The 17,423-nt window shown below is 55.0% G+C and carries 16 protein-coding genes and 1 tRNA gene; 4 read left to right on the top strand and 13 right to left on the bottom strand.

The window, feature by feature from the left end; genetic code table 11:
- Positions 1-20: 20 nt before the first annotated feature.
- Positions 21-1,811, top strand: coding sequence for a 1-deoxy-D-xylulose-5-phosphate synthase (locus tag KTQ90_RS07305; protein ID WP_217317797.1), 1,791 nt, complete (start codon positions 21-23; stop codon positions 1,809-1,811).
- Positions 1,812-1,931: 120 nt separating this feature from the next.
- On the opposite strand, the gene KTQ90_RS07310 is transcribed toward KTQ90_RS07305, so the two are convergent.
- From KTQ90_RS07310 to KTQ90_RS07345, 9 genes are all read right to left on the bottom strand, one after another.
- Positions 1,932-2,543 carry a nucleotidyl transferase AbiEii/AbiGii toxin family protein gene (locus tag KTQ90_RS07310; RefSeq protein ID WP_217317799.1) on the bottom strand — a complete coding sequence of 204 codons (612 nt, stop codon included), beginning with the start codon at positions 2,541-2,543 and terminating at the stop codon, positions 1,932-1,934.
- Positions 2,498-2,803, bottom strand: coding sequence for a DUF6922 domain-containing protein (locus KTQ90_RS14005; protein ID WP_083825715.1), 306 nt, complete (start codon positions 2,801-2,803; stop codon positions 2,498-2,500). Before KTQ90_RS14005 ends, KTQ90_RS07310 begins: the two co-directional genes overlap by 46 nt.
- A 22-nt stretch (positions 2,804-2,825) precedes the next feature.
- On the bottom strand, positions 2,826-4,718 hold the full coding sequence (speA, locus tag KTQ90_RS07315) for a biosynthetic arginine decarboxylase (protein ID WP_217317801.1): 1,893 nt from the start codon (positions 4,716-4,718) through the stop codon (positions 2,826-2,828).
- Positions 4,715-5,242 carry a shikimate kinase gene (locus tag KTQ90_RS07320; protein ID WP_217317803.1) on the bottom strand — a complete coding sequence of 176 codons (528 nt, stop codon included), beginning with the start codon at positions 5,240-5,242 and terminating at the stop codon, positions 4,715-4,717. Before KTQ90_RS07320 ends, speA begins: the two co-directional genes overlap by 4 nt.
- Before the next feature lie 4 nt (positions 5,243-5,246).
- On the bottom strand, positions 5,247-7,583 hold the full coding sequence (topA, locus tag KTQ90_RS07325; RefSeq protein WP_217317805.1) for a type I DNA topoisomerase: 2,337 nt from the start codon (positions 7,581-7,583) through the stop codon (positions 5,247-5,249).
- Positions 7,584-7,833: 250 nt separating this feature from the next.
- Positions 7,834-8,904, bottom strand: coding sequence for an alpha-L-rhamnosidase N-terminal domain-containing protein (locus KTQ90_RS07330; protein WP_217317806.1), 1,071 nt, complete (start codon positions 8,902-8,904; stop codon positions 7,834-7,836).
- 123 nt (positions 8,905-9,027) lie between these two features.
- The gene (gene gyrB, locus KTQ90_RS07335; protein ID WP_217317808.1) at positions 9,028-11,001 is read right to left on the bottom strand and encodes a DNA topoisomerase (ATP-hydrolyzing) subunit B; all 1,974 of its coding nucleotides are present in this window, start codon (positions 10,999-11,001) and stop codon (positions 9,028-9,030) included.
- Between the two features lie 198 nt (positions 11,002-11,199).
- A complete protein-coding gene (gene rpsT, locus KTQ90_RS07340; protein WP_007902325.1) occupies positions 11,200-11,454 on the bottom strand; it encodes a 30S ribosomal protein S20 in 255 nt (84 codons plus the stop codon).
- Positions 11,455-11,486: 32 nt separating this feature from the next.
- A tRNA-Glu gene (locus KTQ90_RS07345) sits at positions 11,487-11,558 on the bottom strand.
- 133 nt (positions 11,559-11,691) lie between these two features.
- Between KTQ90_RS07345 and recO the strand changes: the two genes are divergently transcribed.
- The 3 genes from recO to KTQ90_RS07360 all read left to right on the top strand — a co-directional run bounded on the left by recO (position 11,692) and on the right by KTQ90_RS07360 (position 15,399).
- A complete protein-coding gene (gene recO / locus KTQ90_RS07350; RefSeq protein ID WP_022158789.1) occupies positions 11,692-12,417 on the top strand; it encodes a DNA repair protein RecO in 726 nt (241 codons plus the stop codon).
- Positions 12,418-12,621: 204 nt separating this feature from the next.
- Positions 12,622-14,094 carry a DUF3843 family protein gene (locus KTQ90_RS07355; RefSeq protein WP_217317810.1) on the top strand — a complete coding sequence of 491 codons (1,473 nt, stop codon included), beginning with the start codon at positions 12,622-12,624 and terminating at the stop codon, positions 14,092-14,094.
- Between the two features lie 108 nt (positions 14,095-14,202).
- Positions 14,203-15,399 (top strand): transglutaminase-like domain-containing protein, encoded by a 1,197-nt coding sequence (locus KTQ90_RS07360; RefSeq protein WP_217317811.1) that lies wholly within the window; start codon positions 14,203-14,205, stop codon positions 15,397-15,399.
- Positions 15,400-15,587: 188 nt separating this feature from the next.
- On the opposite strand, the gene KTQ90_RS07365 is transcribed toward KTQ90_RS07360, so the two are convergent.
- The 4 genes from KTQ90_RS07365 to KTQ90_RS07380 all read right to left on the bottom strand — a co-directional run bounded on the left by KTQ90_RS07365 (position 15,588) and on the right by KTQ90_RS07380 (position 17,135).
- Positions 15,588-15,803, bottom strand: coding sequence for a hypothetical protein (locus KTQ90_RS07365; protein WP_217317813.1), 216 nt, complete (start codon positions 15,801-15,803; stop codon positions 15,588-15,590).
- A 98-nt stretch (positions 15,804-15,901) separates the two neighbouring features.
- Entirely contained in the window at positions 15,902-16,297 is a 396-nt protein-coding gene (locus KTQ90_RS07370; RefSeq protein ID WP_217317815.1) for a hypothetical protein, read from the bottom strand.
- Positions 16,298-16,356: 59 nt separating this feature from the next.
- Entirely contained in the window at positions 16,357-16,656 is a 300-nt protein-coding gene (locus tag KTQ90_RS07375; protein WP_217317817.1) for a hypothetical protein, read from the bottom strand.
- Positions 16,656-17,135 (bottom strand): RNA polymerase sigma factor, encoded by a 480-nt coding sequence (locus KTQ90_RS07380; protein WP_217317819.1) that lies wholly within the window; start codon positions 17,133-17,135, stop codon positions 16,656-16,658. The genes KTQ90_RS07375 and KTQ90_RS07380 overlap by 1 nt, the downstream gene beginning before the upstream one ends.
- Positions 17,136-17,423: the final 288 nt, after the last annotated feature.

Genomic DNA, 17,423 nt, shown 5'->3' on the forward strand with positions numbered 1-17,423 from the left:
ACATAAAAGATAAAACAAGCATGTACATAGAAAAGATTAAGTCGCCAGCCGACTTGAAAGGGCTGGACATAGAGGCGCTTAACATTGTGGCGGACGAGACACGTGCGGCGGTGCTCAATCGCGTGAGCAAGCACGGCGGACACGTAGGTCCGAACCTCGGCTTCGTTGAGGCGACCATCGCACTGCACTACGTGTTCGATGCGCCGGTGGACAAGTTCGTGTTCGACGTCAGCCACCAGTGCTACCCGCACAAGGTGCTTACAGGTCGCGCCGCAGGTTTCCTCGGCGATGTCGATGATATGAACGCCATATCTGGCTATTCGTCGCCGTCGGAATGCCCCGAGTACGACAACTTCGAGGTGGGTCACACCTCCACATCCATTAGCCTTGCCACCGGTCTGCAGAAGGCGCGCGACGTGAAGGGCACGCACGAGAACATCATAGCCGTCATCGGCGACGGCTCGCTCTCGGGCGGTGAGGCGTTCGAGGGTCTCGACGAGGCGTCGGAGCTGGGCACAGGCATCATCATCGTGGTGAACGACAACGAGATGTCTATCGCCGAGAACCACGGCGGAATATACAAGAATCTGCGTGCGCTGCGCGAGAGCAACGGAGCGTGCGAGCACAACTGGTTCAAGGCGTGGGGCTTCGACTACACGTATCTTGAGGAGGGCAACGATATCGCGAAGCTCATCGAGGTGTTTCGCAGCGTGAAGGACACCGACCGCCCAACCGTGGTGCACATACACACGGAGAAGGGTCACGGCTATGCGCCCGCCGTGCAGAATAAGGAGGCGTGGCACTGGGGACTGCCCTTCAATCTCGACGACGGCTCGCGCCCCGTGCGCAATGCCGACGGCTCTATGCCCGACGTCGTGCCTGCGGAAGACTACGCCGTGCTGTTCAGCGACTGGATGCTGCGTGAGATGAAGCTCGACCCGACGCTTATCGCCGTCACGGCAGGCACGCCTGCAGCCGGCGGATTCACAGCCGCAAAGCGCAAGGAGGCTGGTTCGCAGCATATAGACATGGGCATAGCCGAGGAGCAGGCTGTAGCAATGATATCGGGCATGGCGAAGGGCGGACTGCATCCCGTGTGGACCGTCTACAGCACCTTCATCCAGCGCACGTATGACCAGATAGCGCAGGACCTCTGCATCAATGCCAATCCGGCTGTCATCAACGTTGTGGGCGGCGGTGTGCGCTCCATGAACGACATCACGCACATCTGCCTGTTCGACATACCGATGCTCTGCGGCATCCCCGGTCTTGTCTATCTTGCGCCCACTAACTGTGAGGAGTATTTCGCCATGCTCCGTTGGGCTATAAAGCAGGAAAAGACGCCCGTTGCGCTGCGTGTTCCGACGGGCGAAGTGGTGCACACTACTGAGCAGGTTGATGCCGAGTACGCCTGCGAGCCGCAGTACAAGGTGGCGCACAGAGGCTCGAAGGTGGCTGTAGTTGCAGCCGGTTCGTTCTATCAGAAGGGCGAGAGCGTCGTCGGTCTGCTCGCCGAGAAGGGCATCGATGCAACGCTCATCAATCCGCGCTACCTTAACGACGTTGACGCCGCTACGCTCGATGCGCTGAAGCCCGACCATCAGCTTGTGGTGACGCTCGAAGACGGCTGTAAGGACGGCGGATTCGGCGAGCGCATCGCCGCCTACTACGGCACTTCCGATATGAAAGTGCTCGTATGCGGCGTGAAGAAAGGTCTCTACGACCGCTTCGACGTCGAGCAGTTGCTCTCCGACAACCGTCTGCTCGACGCTCAGATTGTAGAGGATGTGCTCGCAGCTTTAGGCGAATAAGCGCCCCGTGCTTGAGACTTACAGATACGCAACGACCGATACGTACATCCGCGTCGGTCGTTGCGTATGTTCGTATCGGTCGTTATGTATGTCTGCGCCGTTCGGCGCGGATGATTTTCCTTATATTTTTCTAACCTCTTCGATTATTGTCTTCTTCATATTTTCCCATGATTCGTCGCACAACATCTTGGGCATCGGTTGCATCTCTGCATCCTCAAAATAAGTCAGGCTCATAAGGGCTCTGAAGAAGCTGTGATCGGGGTATTTGTCTTTGTAGAAATCAAGGAGTTCTGGCAATGTGTAGTGCTTTAGAAGGAAATAAACATCCACAAAATCCTTTCGTGTTCCTCGTCCTTCAATGGCGTTTATTTTCATTGCTGCGATGTCTTTTGTAGAAGCCAGTCGTATGCCGTCTTTTGAAACTGGGGTATCTATCCACGGATAGCAGCTATAGTTCACGAAGTCAACCTTTATTCCATTAACGGCATATATTCTGATTGTCTTCGTTTCTTTGATTGTCTCAACTTTACCATACTTGGAGAGTATTGCAAATGTATCTTCCTGTTCACATTCCAAGTCTCCAAAGAAGTCCAAGTCTATTGATTTGCGATGACCATACTGTAAAGCTAAAGCGGTTCCGCCTACCAATCTCATTTTAGAGAAGTCAGGTTCTTGCATTAACGCTTTTAAGAGTTCCAGTGTGTTGGGTTCGACTGTGCAATACGATAACATCTATAGTCCTCCTTTTTAGTATTTGAAATAGCACAAATATAGGATAGGCAGACGGGGTCTAAAGACCGTAAATTCATACAGATATTTACGATCTTTTCTTTTCCGTAGTAGTTTACCAATATGTTCCAATCGCTCCATTTACCGTATTCCAACACTCTTTGTACAAAGAACGAAGGGTACTTGTCCATGTCGGTTTGTGATATATCTACATCCCAAAACAACACAGGAGACAATTGTTCTTTACATTCTGTTCTGTCCATATATTTGTGCTATTTGTTATTTCTACTCCAGATAAGTGTAGCCGTAGAGACCTGAGCGATAGTTGCTGAGGAACTCCTTGCCTTCTTCGAGCGAGATCTTGCCCGCCTTGACGCTCTTTGTCACCCAAATCTCGAGCTGGCGCACGAGCTTCTTCGGGTTATACTGCACGTAGTCGAGCACCTCCTCAACGGTCTCGCCGTCGAATATCTGGTCGATGTGGTAGGTGTCGTCCTTCACCGAGATGTGCACGGCGTTGGTGTCGCCGAAGAGGTTGTGCATGTCGCCCAATATCTCCTGGTAAGCACCCACGAGGAACACGCCCAGATAGTACTCCTCGTTCTTCTTTATCGTGTGTACGGGCAGCACGTGCGACGCCTGTCGGTTGGTAACGAAGTTGGCAATCTTGCCGTCCGAGTCGCAAGTGATGTCCTGCAGCGTAGCGTTGCGCGTAGGGCGTTCGTCGAGTCGCTGTATGGGCACGATAGGGAAGAGCTGGTCGATAGCCCAAGCGTCGGGCAGCGACTGGAAGAGCGAGAAGTTGCAGAAATACTTGTCGGCAAGCACCTTGTCGAGTCCGCGCAGCTCGTCGGGCATGTGCTTCATGCTCTTAGCCATGCTGTTCACCTCGCGGCAGATGCTCCAGTACATGCTCTCTATCTCGGCGCGTGTGCGCAGGTCGACGATGCCGTGCGAGAAGAGGTCGAGCGCCTCGTCGCGTATCTGTTCGGCGTCGTGCCAGTTCTCGAGCATCGTGCGCGGGACGAGGTTATCCCATATCTCGTAGAGGTCCTTCACGAGCTGATGGTCGTTCTCTGTAGGCTCAAACTCCTCGCGCATCTGCGGCAGCGATGTTGTCTCGAGCACGTCGATGATGAGCACCGAGTGGTGAGCCGACAGCGAGCGTCCGCTCTCGGTGATGAGGTTCGGGTGCGGTATCTCGTTCTTGTCCGACGCGTCGACGAAGGTGTAGACGCAGTCGTTCACGTACTCCTGGATAGAGTAGTTGACCGAACTCTCCGAGCTCGACGAGCGTGTGCCGTCGTAGTCGACGCCGAGTCCGCCGCCGCAGTCGACGAAGTCGATGTTATAGCCCAGCTTGTGCAGCTGCACGTAGAAGTTGGCAGCCTCGCGCAGGGCGGTCTGTATGCGGCGTATCTTTGTAATCTGCGAGCCGATGTGGAAGTGGATGAGGCGCACGCAGTCGTGCAAGCCCTTCTCGTCGAGCGTCTGCAAAGCCTGTAGCAGCTCCGACGAGCGCAGACCGAACTTCGAGGCGTCGCCGCCGCTCTCCTGCCACTTGCCCGAGCCCGACGAGGCGAGCTTGATGCGTATGCCGATATTGGGGCGTACGCCGAGCTTCTTTGCGGCAGCGGCGATGAGCCCAATCTCGTTCATCTTCTCAACGACGATGAATATGCGCTTGCCCATCTTCTGCGCCAGCAGCGCCAGCTCGATGTAGCTCTGGTCCTTGTAGCCGTTGCAGACGATGATAGAGTCGCTCTGGCACTGCACGGCTATCACAGCGTGCAGCTCGGGCTTTGAGCCGCACTCCAGTCCGAGGTTGAACTTGCGTCCGTGCGAGATAATCTCCTCTACGACGGGCTGCATCTGGTTCACCTTGATAGGGTAGACGATGAAGTTCTCGCCCTTGTAGTTGTACTCCTCAGCCGCCTTCTTGAAGCAGCTTGAAGTCTTCTCGATGCGGTTGTCAAGAATGTCGGGGAAGCGCAGCAGCACCGGCGGCGTAACGTCGCGCAGCTGCAGTTCGTCCATCACGTCGCGCAGGTCAATCTGTACGTTGTCTTTGCATGGCGTCACGTACATGTCGCCCTTGTCGTTTACACCGAAGTAAGACGTGCCCCAACCGTTGATGTTGTAGAGCTCGCGTGAATCGTCAATGGTCCATTTCTTCATCTCTTGAGTATTTTTCTCAGGTTTTCTATTGTTGTTTGTATTTTCGTGAAATTGTCGAGCAAGTCGACGTTCAATGTATGATTAGCTTTTGAGTAGAACTCCTCGCGCTTGGCGAGCTGTTCGACGATGAATGTCCTCACCTCGTCGGGCGACTTGCCGAGCAGCAGCGGTCGCACGCGGTGTCCCATCTGCAGATGTTCGTAGAGCACTTCGGGCGACGCCTTGAGGTAGACCACCTGCGCCTGCGAGTTCATGTAGTCGATATTGTCGTAGAAGCACGGCGTGCCGCCGCCGCACGAGATGACGACGTTCTCGAACTCCGCCACTTCGTGCAGCATGTTGTGCTCGATGCGGCGGAATCCGTCTTCGCCCTTCTCGTCGAATATCTGCTTTATGGTGCGGCGCATGCGTGTCTCTATATACCAGTCGAGGTCGTAGAACGTCACGCCGAGCTCCTTGGCGAGAGCCTTTCCGATGGTTGTCTTGCCGGCTCCCATATAGCCGATGAGGATGATTCGTGTCATTCTTCTACTTCTTCTTGGTAGCGGTGCGCTTCTTCGGCGCCGGCGGGTTCTTTATGATGTCCATGCACTGCTCGTATGTGAGTTCGGCAGCCTTCTCGTGCAGGTCGCGCGGTATGCGGTAGTTGGCTCCGTCGTAGGCTATGTACGGGCCGTAGCGTCCGTTGAGCACTTCGAGCTTCGGGTCTTCGTCGAACTTCTTCAGATGGCGCTGCTCCTCCGCCTTGCGCTTCTCCTCGATGAGGCTGATGGCTGTCTCGAGAGTTACGGTCATCGGGTCTTCGTTCTTAGGCAGCGACACGTACTTCTTGTTGTGCAGCACGTACGGACCGAAGCGACCTGCGCCTATGGTGACGGTCTTGCCCTCGTATTCGCCGATGGTGCGCGGCAGCTTGAACAGTTCGAGCGCCTCCTCCAGCGTTATTGTCTCCATGCTCTTGTCGGCAGGCATCTGTGCGAAGCGCGGCTTCTCGTCGTCGTCGGCTGTTCCGATCTGAACTACCGGACCGTAGCGGCCTATCTTCACGAACACAGGGTGTCCGCTTACGGGGTCGATGCCCAGCTGACGCTCGCCTGCCTTATGCTCCGAGCGTGCGTTCATCACCTTGTCTACAGTCGGCTCAAACTCCTGGTCGAAGTGCTTCATCATGTCTGTCCACTCCTCCTTGCCGTCGGCGATCTGGTCGAACTGCTGCTCTACCTTTGCCGTGAAGTTGTAGTCCATGATGGCAGGGAAGTTCTCCATGAGGAAGTCGTTCACCACGATGCCTATGTCGGTAGGCAGCAGCTTGCCCTTTTCGTTGCCGGTAAGCTCCACCTTGCGTGTCGGCGTAATCTTCAGACCGCGCAGCGTGTCTATCACGTACGGACGCTCCTCGCCCTTCTTGTCGCCTTTCACAACGTATTCGCGCTGCTGGATTGTGGAGATTGTCGGTGCGTATGTAGACGGACGGCCTATGCCGAGTTCCTCCAGCTTGTGCACGAGGCTTGCTTCGGTGTAGCGTGTGGGGCCTTGCGAGTAGCGCTCTGTCGACGAAATCTCGCGGCGTGTGAGCACGTCGCCCTCCTTGATTGGCGGCAGGTTGTGAGCGAACTCGTCCTGCTGTTCGGTGTCTTCGTCTGTCGACTCGCGGTATACCTTGATGAAGCCGTCGAACTTCACTACTTCGCCGTTGGCGATGAAGCGCTCGTCGAAGTTAGACGATGCAATGTTCACGGTAGTCTTCTCAATCTGCGCCTCCGCCATCTGGCTTGCTGCCGTGCGCTTCCAGATAAGGTCGTAGAGTCGGCGCTCCTGCGCTGTTCCCTCGATGGATGTGTTCGCCATGTATGTGGGGCGGATAGCCTCGTGAGCCTCCTGCGCTCCCTTCGAGTGGGTGTGGAAGTTGCGCGGCGAGCTGTATTCCTCGCCGTAGAGCTTGATGATCTCCTCCTTGGCTGCGCCGATGCACAGACTTGAGAGGTTGACGCTGTCGGTACGCATGTATGTGATAAGACCGCTTTCGTACAGGCGCTGCGCCACCATCATGGTCTGCGACACGGAGAAGCCCAACTTGCGGGCTGCTTCCTGCTGCAGCGTAGAGGTGGTGAACGGCGGAGCGGGCATACGCTTCAGCGGCTTCTTCGTGACGTTGGCTACGCTGAACTCGGCGTCCTTGCACTTCTCGAGGAATGCGATTGCGTCGTCGTGCGACGTGAAGCGCTTGTCGAGCTCGGTCTTCACCTCCGACTGCGATCCGTCGGCGTTAGTGATGGCGAAGATGGCGTTGATGCGGTAGTAGGGCTCGCTCTTGAACTGCTGAATCTCGCGTTCGCGCTCTACGATGAGTCGCACGGCTACCGACTGCACGCGTCCTGCGGAGAGCGCCGGCTTCACCTTGCGCCACAGCACGGGCGAGAGCTTGAAGCCCACGATGCGGTCGAGCACGCGGCGTGCCTGCTGGGCGTTCACGAGGTTCATGTCCAGATGGCGCGGGTTCTCGATAGCGGCGAGAATCGCCGGCTTCGTGATTTCGTGGAATACGATGCGGTTGGTAGACGCCTCGTCCAGTCCGAGCACTTCGCAAAGGTGCCATGAGATGGCTTCTCCTTCGCGGTCCTCATCGGATGCGAGCCACACCTTGTCGGCTTTCTTAGCGTTTTCGCGCAGGCGCTTCACAAGTTCTTCCTTGTCCTTCGGTATGACGTAGGCTGGTTGCAGCGTTTCTTTGTCTATGCTGAGTTCTTTCTTCTTCAGGTCGCGGATATGACCGTATGACGACATCACCTTAAAGTCGTCGCCCAAGAATTTCTCAATTGTCTTTGCCTTTGCAGGGCTCTCGACGATAACTAAGTTTTCTTGCATTTTATATCTGTATCTTTAATTTGGGCGCAAAAGTAAGCATATTTTTCTACATACACCTTATTATATATGGAAAATTATGTTTTATTATATTGCGCTTTGTCGGAATGAAGCTTAAAACAAGGGTTGTTACCGCCTGCTGGTAACGGTGTTACCGATGCGCGGGAATGATGTTACCGATATGCGGTAATGCGATTTTCTCTACGCGGTAATCGTGCTTCCGGCAGCGGCGAACGCGTAAAGGTGCGTCTGTCTACAGGCAGATGCTCTCCACTTCCTGCACTTGTTCGCAGCAGAAGTGGCGGTCGCCGCTGATGGTTACGGTGTTCTGGTCGGTGGGCGAGAAGCGCGTGAAGGCTTGCTCGTCCATCTCGCCCGTGCAGACGTACTGCAGGTTGCCGATGCGGATGCGCTCGCCGCGGCGACAGCCTCGCAGGGTGACGCGTATGAGGTGGCGCCGGTTGGGCACGAGATGCACCGTGAGCGTGTCTCCGCTCTGCTCGGTGAGGAGCGGTGTGTATATGCGGCTGATGCGGGCGGCGTTGTCTACGAGCGGATTGATGCGAAGCGGAGAGTAGCCGCAGATGTCTTCGGAGGAGAGGGTGTTGATGGTGTTGAGATGGTGAGATGTTGAGATATGTTGGGGTGGTGTTGGGTTGGGGTGGTGTTGGGTTGGGGTGGTGGGGTGGTGAGATGGTGTTGTGGTGAGATGTTGAGATGTTGAGGTTTCTTCCACAGCCTGCCACATCGCCAACGGCTGATTGGCATCCGTCCATCGGTACGGATATAGATTGCGGTTCATCGCTTCGCCGCCGTCGTGCGTCTGCCACGTGTCGGCATGTCGGCAGAGCCAGCCGGCGTTGCCGTTGAGGGCGAAGCAGGGTCGGTCGGTTCCGCTTACGGCGAAGTGCGAGCTGTCGGCGGCGATGCCGTAGAAGCAGACGCTCACCTGGCGGCGGGTGAGCATCGAAGGGCAGTAGAGCAGGGCTATCGTGTTGGTGTCGGTGCGCAGAAAGCGCTGCACGTCGTAGGCTATCGCCGCTACGGCGGTGTCGCCCTTCTGTCGGTCGGGCGTGAAGAGCGCCGTCGACACGTTGCGCCCGTTCACGTAGAGCACGAAGCGGCCCGTCGTGGCGACGCGTATATAGGCAGCGCGCGGCATATCTTTCTCGCTCGTCACAATGGTGCGGCTGAACCACACGTGCGACGTGTCGTCGGGCGTCGGGTGCGACAGCCAACGGCAGTAGAAGTCGCCTGCCGTTGCTGTTGAGGCTGCGGCGGCTGAAGCGATGAAGAGTATGAGGATATGTAGTAAGCGGAGCATGTATGTGTCTTGTTGGGTGTGGCAGAGGCCGGAGACCTCTGCTGCTTGTTGTACAAAAGGAAAGGCTTGTACCCGAAACTCCTTGAAGATTCATGGTACAAGCCTTTATGTGTCTTAACGTGTTTAAGCGTCAATGTTAGCGTATGTTGCGTGTTCCTCGATGAACTTGCGGCGCGGTTCTACGTCGTCGCCCATGAGCATCGAGAATATTTCGTCTGCCTCAGCAGCGTTCTCGATAGTCACCTGGCGCAGCAGACGAGTCTTCGGGTCCATTGTGGTCTCCCAAAGCTGTTCTGCGTTCATCTCGCCGAGACCTTTGTAGCGCTGTGTGTGTATCGACTTGCCGTCGTCTACGCCACCTGCGTACTTGTCGAGGAAAGCCTGGCGCTGCTGCTCGGTGTAGCAGTATTCCTTCACCTTGTTCTTGTAGGTGCAGAGGTAGAGCGGTGGGTTGGCGATGTAGAGGTGACCCTCCTGAATAATCTTCGGCATGAAGCGGTAGAAGAGTGTCATGATGAGCGTGTCGATGTGCGAGCCATCGACGTCGGCATCGGTCATGATGATAATCTTGTCGTAGCGCAGCTTGTCGATGTTCGCCTCCTTGTCGTCCTCACCCTCTACGCCGAAGCGTACGCCGATGCTCTGGATGATGTTCATAACCGACTCCGACTCGAACACCTTGTGCCACATCACCTTCTCCACGTTCAGAATCTTGCCGCGCAACGGCAGGATAGCCTGTGTGTAGCGGTCGCGTCCCTGCTTTGCCGAGCCGCCCGCAGAGTCACCCTCGACGAGGAATATCTCACACTTCTTCGGGTCGCGGTTAGAGCAGTCGGCGAGCTTGCCGGGAAGTCCGCCGCCGGTCATCGGGTTCTTGCGCTGCACACTCTCGCGAGCCTTGCGTGCCGCGATACGTGCCGTAGCAGCGAGAATCACCTTGTCGCAAATCATCTTTGCCTCCTTCGGGTTCTCCTCAAGATAGTTTGAGAGAGCCTCGCCTACAGCCTGCTGCACTGCGCCTGCCACCTCGCTGTTGCCGAGCTTGGTCTTTGTCTGACCCTCGAACTGCGGCTCTGCCACCTTGATAGAGATTACGGCTGTGAGGCCCTCGCGGAAGTCCTCGCCTGCTATCTCTATCTTCGCCTTCTCTATCTGCTTAGAGATAGCCGGGTCGTTGTCGGCGTAAGCCTTCAGCGTGCGTGTAAGGGCTGCGCGGAAACCGGTGAGGTGTGTGCCGCCCTCTATGGTGTTGATGTTGTTTACGTACGAGTGGATGTTCTCCGAGTAGTCGGTGTTGTACATCACAGCTACTTCGATAGGTATGCCCTGCTTCTCGGTCTTGAGATAGATGACGTCGTCGAAGAGATGAGTGCGGTGGCGGTCGACGTAGCGCACGAACTCCTTGAGTCCGTCCTTAGCATGGAACACTTCCTCGCGTGTCTTGCCCTCTTCGTCCGGGCGCATATCGCGCAGGGTGATGCGGATGCCAGCGTTGAGGAACGCAAGCTCGCGCATGCGGCGTGCTATGATGTCCCACTGGTAGTGGGTGGTGGTGAATACGGTGGGGTCGGGCCAGAACTGCTGGCGTGTGCCGCGCAGGTCGGTCTCGCCTACTACCTTCACGGGGTAGAGCGGCTTGCCCTTCTCGTACTCCTGCTGATATATCTTTCCGTCGCGGAACACCTGCGACTTCATGCGTGTTGAGAGCGCGTTGACGCAGCTCACGCCCACGCCGTGCAGACCGCCGCTGACTTTGTATGATCCCTTGTCGAACTTGCCGCCGGCGTGGAGCACGGTCATTACGACCTCCAGAGCCGACTTGTGCAGCTTGGCGTGCATGTCTACCGGGATACCACGACCGTTGTCCTGAACGGTTATCGATTCGTCTTCGTTGATTGTCACCTCGATGTCGGTGCAGTAGCCTGCCATTGCCTCGTCGATGGAGTTGTCAACGGTCTCGTTCACGAGGTGGTGCAGACCCTTTTCGCTGATGTCGCCGATGTACATTGCCGGGCGCTTGCGCACGGCCTCAAGTCCTTCAAGAACTTGTATGTTACTTGCCGAGTAATTGTTCTCGGTGTTTTGTATTTCTGCCATTTTCGATTATCTATGTTTGGACTACAAAAGTACTAATTTTCCGTGACTTACGGAAATATTAATGCTTAAAAATGTGCGCCGAAACCAATTAGTTTCTGCTTGTTTTTCAGTCGCTTGCGGTGTGCTTGTGGGTGAAAACAAAAAAAGGTCACACTTCGTTAGAAGCATGACCTTGTATGGGGCTCTGTCAGCACACTCTTAGCCGAGCTTGCTGATATGCAGACACAAACTTGACTTCAAGTTTGCAGCTTTGTTCTTGTGGATAATGTTAGTCTTTGCCAACTTGTCCAGCATTTTCTGAACAGAAGGATAGAGCTTTACAGCCTCTTCCTTGTCCGTCATTGCGCGCAGCTTGCGAACTGCATTACGCATAGTCTTTGCGTAGTATCTGTTGTGCAAAGCCTTAACCTTGTCCTGACGGATTCTCTTAAGTGATGATTTGTGGTTTGCCATCTTGTTTTTTCAGTTTTTTATTTTTTTTATTGTAGTCCCTAGGAGAGTCGAACTCCTCTTTAGAGAATGAAAATCTCTCGTCCTAACCGATAGACGAAGGGACCAACACTACTTGCATTTTTGCGGATGCAAAGGTACTGCTTTATTTTAAACCCACCAAATTTTCTTTGTTCTTTTTTCTTTAAATCGTGCTTTTTTCATTAATTTTGCCCTTAAATAGACTAAAACAATCAGAAAATGTTGGAAAAAACGCGCGCAATAGTGCTTAACTCATTGAAATACGGCGAGTCGCAGATGATTGTTGACATGTATACCGAGGGGCGCGGACGCCTCTCTTTCATACAGCGTATTCCGCGTCAGGGGCGCGGCGGCATTAAGAAGCAGTATTTCCAGCCGCTCACCATTCTCGACATCGAGTTCGACTACCGCGCTACGCAGCGTCTGCACAAGTTGCGTTCGGCTGCCGTGGCGTTTCCGTTCCGCTCTCTGCCGTTCGATATGGCGAAACTCTCGATAGCCCTGTTCGTGGCTGAGTTCACCATCTACGTAACGCGATCGGAGCAGGCTGACCCTGCGCTATATGCTTTCGTAGAGAACAGCGTGCGATGGCTTGACGCCTGTGAGGGCAGTTTCGCCAATTTCCACATTATATATATGTTGCACCTCACGCGCTTCATCGGCTTCTATCCTAACGTAGAGGACTATGCTGGCGGTTGTTGCTTCGACATGCGCGAGGGTTGTTTTGTCTATGCGGCGCCTCCGCACGCCGACTTCCTGCCTCCGCACGAGGCTGAGAAGATTGGTCTGCTGCTGCGCCTCAACTATGCTACGATGCGCCTGCTGCGCCTCACGCGCGAGGAACGCAACCGCTGCGTAGATGTGCTGCTGGCTTACTATAGGCTGCACCTGCCCGACTTCCCCGAGATGAAATCGCTCGCAGTGCTGAGGGAGCTGTTCGGGTAGCCCCTCCCAACCCTCCCCGTCGGGGAGGGCTTAGCCAACAACGGCTTAGAAGGCCTAAAGGGCCTTAGCTCGGCTTAGTTGGCAAAGGCTTAGAAAGGCTTAAAGAGGCTTAGTTGGTTAAGGCTTAGGAAGGCTTAAAGAGGCTTAGAAAGGCTTAAGCGCTGTCCTAAAAAAGAAAGAAAAAATAACTTAAAACCAAATAATATGACAAAAATTCGCATTCCGGCTATGGACATCGCGCGTCGTCATCCGCTTTTCTTGAAGGGAACGACCGATGCTGCATACGCACGCTTTGCCTCAGACCTGGCAGAGCTTATGGAGAAACTGAACATTGAAGAATTTAAAGGCGACAATCTGCGTGAGCTCGCTATCGTGCTCACGATGTATTACGAGGATATGATTTCGGATCTGGGCATCTGGAATGCCCTTACCGACACCTTCCAGGAGCTGTACGGACGTCAGTTGCCGTTCTACGACGTAGACATGCAGAACTATTATCGCAACGAGCCGAACGTGGAGGACATACGCTTCCTCATCTGGCTGCTCATGACACGCACCGAGCCGTCGGCTGTGGTGTCGCCAGACACGCCGGCGCTTGAGGCGGCTGCACGCACGGCGTGCTCGCTGATGGACAAGCGCTTCGAGGATATGCCTGTGAACGAGGAGCTGAAGGAGTTCTTCGAGAAGGCTGAGTTCGCTGAGAACTTCTACGCGCAGCTCGACCTCATGAAGTGGTCTTTCTACGCTTGCTATGCGTCGTGCAACGAGAACGCGCCGATGCTCATACGCCAACAGGCACAGCGCCTCTCGCAGTCGCTCAACTGTCCGCCGCCTATCGCCATGAACGTGGCTGAGAGCATCGCCATGTTCGAGAGCCGTCTGCAGCCGCTGGCTATGCGTCCGCAGGACTGGCTGGCTCGCATCGTGCGCAACAACGGCAACGCTGAGGCTGCCGACAAGATAGCTTCGCAGCGCTACCTGCCGTTCGACTTCTACCGCATCGTCGACTCGAAGAAGGGCGAGAGCATGACGTTCGAGTCGCTGCGCGGCGATAAGTTCACGCTGACCGACCTCACCATGTCTCACCCGCAGACGGAGTGCTATGACAGCAAGTCGGCTATGGCGTTCTTCGTGGAGTACGGCGGCGAGTTCTACCTCGGTTCGCAGGCTTCATGGTCGAACAACACCGAGGCTTTCGACGCCGAGAAGGCTCAGCGCAAGCATAACACCACGCTCTGTCTCGAAAAGCGCAGCAAGCTGATAGAGCAGAACAGCGGTTCGCCATTGTTCTACTTCAACAATGCCGACATGCTGCGCCTGTTCCTCATCGAGCGTGTAGGACTGTCGAAGCGTGCCGTGTCGCAGCTCACGCTGCCGCAGGACGAAGTGGACTTCACCGTGTTCGTGCGCGAGTCTGACTTCAACGTGGTCTACTTCCCCAACGTGGCGCGACTCATCTGCGACCCGCGCAACCCGCTCTACGATGCCGAGTACGCCAAGGCGCACACCTTCGGCAACATCTTCATGCTGCCGGGCGACATGCTGCGCTACCTCAACGCTCACGACATGCTGCCCGAGGCTCGCATCAACTGCTTCGGCGGTGAGGAGGAAGGTCGCAAGGTGGTGAAGGAGAACTTCGACTTCTTCGCGCGAATGATGCAGGGCAGCGCCTACTAAGCAATCGCAGTCAGCATCGGCAGCGCCATCTATAAACGACGGCGCTGCTATCTGTAAACGGATGCGGCGCTTACTATATATAAATAATGTAATAAAAACAAAGAGATTATGAAGATAAAGAATATGCTCCTGCTTATGGCGTTCGGCCTGTCTGCCTGCACGAGTGGCAGATATGCCGGTGTGCCAGCTAAGTATAACAAGCTGATAGACCAGACGATGGCTGCAGCCGGTGCCAATGCGAAGGAACTGAAGAAGGCGCTGAAGGAAGCGCCCACAAGTCAGCGCGAGGGCATGGCGTTCCTCATTTCGTACATGCCCGAGAGAGACGCGAAGTCGCTCTCAGCCGATTTCCTGCTTGAGAACGTTGAGTACGCTTACAAGGCTCGCGCCGAGTTCCCGTGGGCAAAGACCGTGCCCGACAGCGTGTTCCTGAACGACGTGGTGGCTTACGTGAATCTGAACGAGGCGCGTGAGAACTGGCGCAAGGACTTCTACGAGCGCTTCAAGAAGTACGTGGCTCCGTGCAAGACGATGCGCGAGGCTATCGACTCGGTGAACAAGAACGTGCGCGACGAGCTGCTCGTCGACTACAACACGAAGCGCGAGAAGCCTGACCAGGCTCCTTACGAGTCAATGCGTCAGCACATGGCTTCGTGCTCGGGTCTCTCTATCCTGCTTACCGATGCGTTCCGCGCCGTAGGCATCCCGTCGCGCGTGGCTGGCACTCCGGCTTGGCACGACGACCGCGGCAATCATAACTGGAACGAGGTGTGGATAGACGGTCAGTGGCGCTTCACCGAGTATTATCCTTCTGACGACCTCGACCAGTCGTGGTTCCTCACCGACGCGGGCAAGGCGATAAAGGAGGACGTGAGAAAAGCTATCTATGCGGCTTCGTTCAAGCCCACAGGCTATTACTTCCCGTTGGTTTGGGACGACAACATTCGCTATGTTCACGCCGAGAACGTCACTGACCGCTACACCAGCCTCTACCGTGCGCAGCTCTCTGCCACACCTGCCGACGACAAGCACGTGGCTCTGCGCGTGATGGTGTTCAAGGATAAGGATCATGCCGAGAATTCGGGCGACCGCGTGGCTACCAACCTCGATGTGTTCAAGGGCGACAAGCAGCTCTACGGTGGTCGCAGCACGGGCGCTACGCAGGACATGAACGATGTGCTTACGTTCAATGTGGAGAAGAACCAGCAGTACGTCGTGAAGTTCATGAACGGCAAGGGCGAGATGCAGACGCAGACCGTGGACGTTGGCGACGAAACGACAACGCTCAAGCTCTACATGCAGTAATCTTTAGGGGGTGCACTTGTCTCAAGTGCACCAACGTAGCAAGAAGTGCACCCAGAAATACACAGATTGTTAGGGTGCGTAAAACAAAACAACGGATTAAGCGGATTAAACGGATTTTTACTCAAGCAATGAGAATCCGTTTAATCCGCTTAATCCGTTTTTAATTCTTGCAAGTAGAGCTATCCCATTCACTGCTTGCGCTTGTTCCATTGCGCCATGATGAGACTTGTGGTGGGCGTGGTGACGATGTTGAGCACGAGGAAGTAGAGGATGACATGCCAGTCGCTGCTCTCGCCAGTAATGTCGAAGCCGAGCAGATAGAACACGCCGGAATACACCATCAGAAGCACGAAATAGAGAAGAAACTCGCAGGTCTTTTCTGCTGTCACTTTGTTTGTTGTCATAACTGTATGTTTTTGAAGATTATTATCGGGTTGATACTGTTTGGAGTGTCGATATTGTTTGGAGGGAGGTTGATATTATTAGGAGGGATGTGATGCTGTTAGAGAGGTTGCTTGGCTGCAGATGCTGATTGTCTGCACAACTGCACCATTGCGCCAATCAGCACGACATCGCCAAGCACCCATGCAGCATAGGCGAACCACTCGCTGTATGCCTCGATGCTCAGCAGCGGCATGAGGAAAGCCAGTGCGGTTGCGGCATCGAAGAAGTCTGACTTCAGCAAACTGCGCGCAACGGCACACAGACGGCGACGGTCGGCGAGGGCGAGCCACAGCGCTCTGCCCGCTACGGCGAGTAGGAGCACGGCGCAAGTGGCGATGAGTAAGGGCGACACATGCTGCATGCCGTACTCAAGCAGCGCGTCGAGCTTTAACCACAGGCAGAGCAGCACGCCCATAGCCATTGTTGTCTCGTTTCTATACTCGTTTGTTTCCATAGCGTGTTTTTGTTTTTTTATCAGAATGGATGTTATGGTTTTAATCAGACGAGGCTGTTTCAGCGTTTTGTATTGTACGGGTTGTCGATGTCCAAAAACAGGTCGAGCAGCACGCCCAATGCGAACACGGCTGCGTACTTCAGTCGGCGCCATCCCGTGCGCGGCTTCTTCGTTGCGGGCGCCTTTTCGGTGAAGTATCTCTCGGTGGCGAACAAGCCCATTGTAGCCTTTGCCTCGCGAATGTCGTCGGAGTCGTCGTCGGTTTCGGCAAGCATCTGCTTCAGCTGCGCCTCCTCCTGCTCGCTCAGCGTGGCGTCGAAATAGCCCTCAATCAGACTGTGTATATCGTTCTTTGCCATCAGTTTATGTTTTTATAAGTTTCACGAATCTGTTTTCGCGCTCTCGAAAGCGTCTGTCTTACGTTCTCCTCCGTCATGTCTACGGCGGCGGCAATCTCGGCGAACGAGTATCCCTCGTAGTCGCGCATCCAGAGCACGCGCCGCTGCGTGTCGCTGAGCTGTGTCTCCACAATTCGCTTCACGGTGTCGAAGCGTTCGCGCATGTCCTGCTCCTTTGCGTCGTCGGTGGCGCCGCAGACGTTGGCGGGCTGAGCGCTGCGGTGGGCTGAGCGCAGATAGTCGATGCTCACGTTCTTCACTATTGTGGCGGCTATGCGCTCCGTCTGCTGCTGGTCGGGCGGCATGTTTTTCAGTGTCCACAGCTTGCAGAACGCGTCCTGCAGCACATCGTCGGCGTTGTCCTCACCGGCTATGCTGCGCGCCGTGGTGTGCAGTCGTTGACGTATGCGCGTGAATATTGTCAGTACGTTGTTTTCCATTGTCGTGTCGGTGGGGTGCGTTCTGGGTTTGTCGGTTGCTTGTTACATATATATAACGTGCGACGCGCGGTTTTGTGACAAGCTGGTGCAGTTTTTTTGCGATTCTACCGTAATAAAAAACGAACACGAACAGCGCGAATATCACGAATGGATAAACCTTGCATTCGTGATATTCGAGTTATTCGTGTTCGTTATAAAAAGCAATTGATATTATTGCACGGATTTTTACTCAAAGGGGGTGCACTTGTCTCCGCTCGGCTTTGCCGCTTGCCAGAGCAAGAAGTGCAC

This window comes from Leyella stercorea (genome assembly GCF_019052365.1).
GTDB lineage: Bacteria > Bacteroidota > Bacteroidia > Bacteroidales > Bacteroidaceae > Prevotella.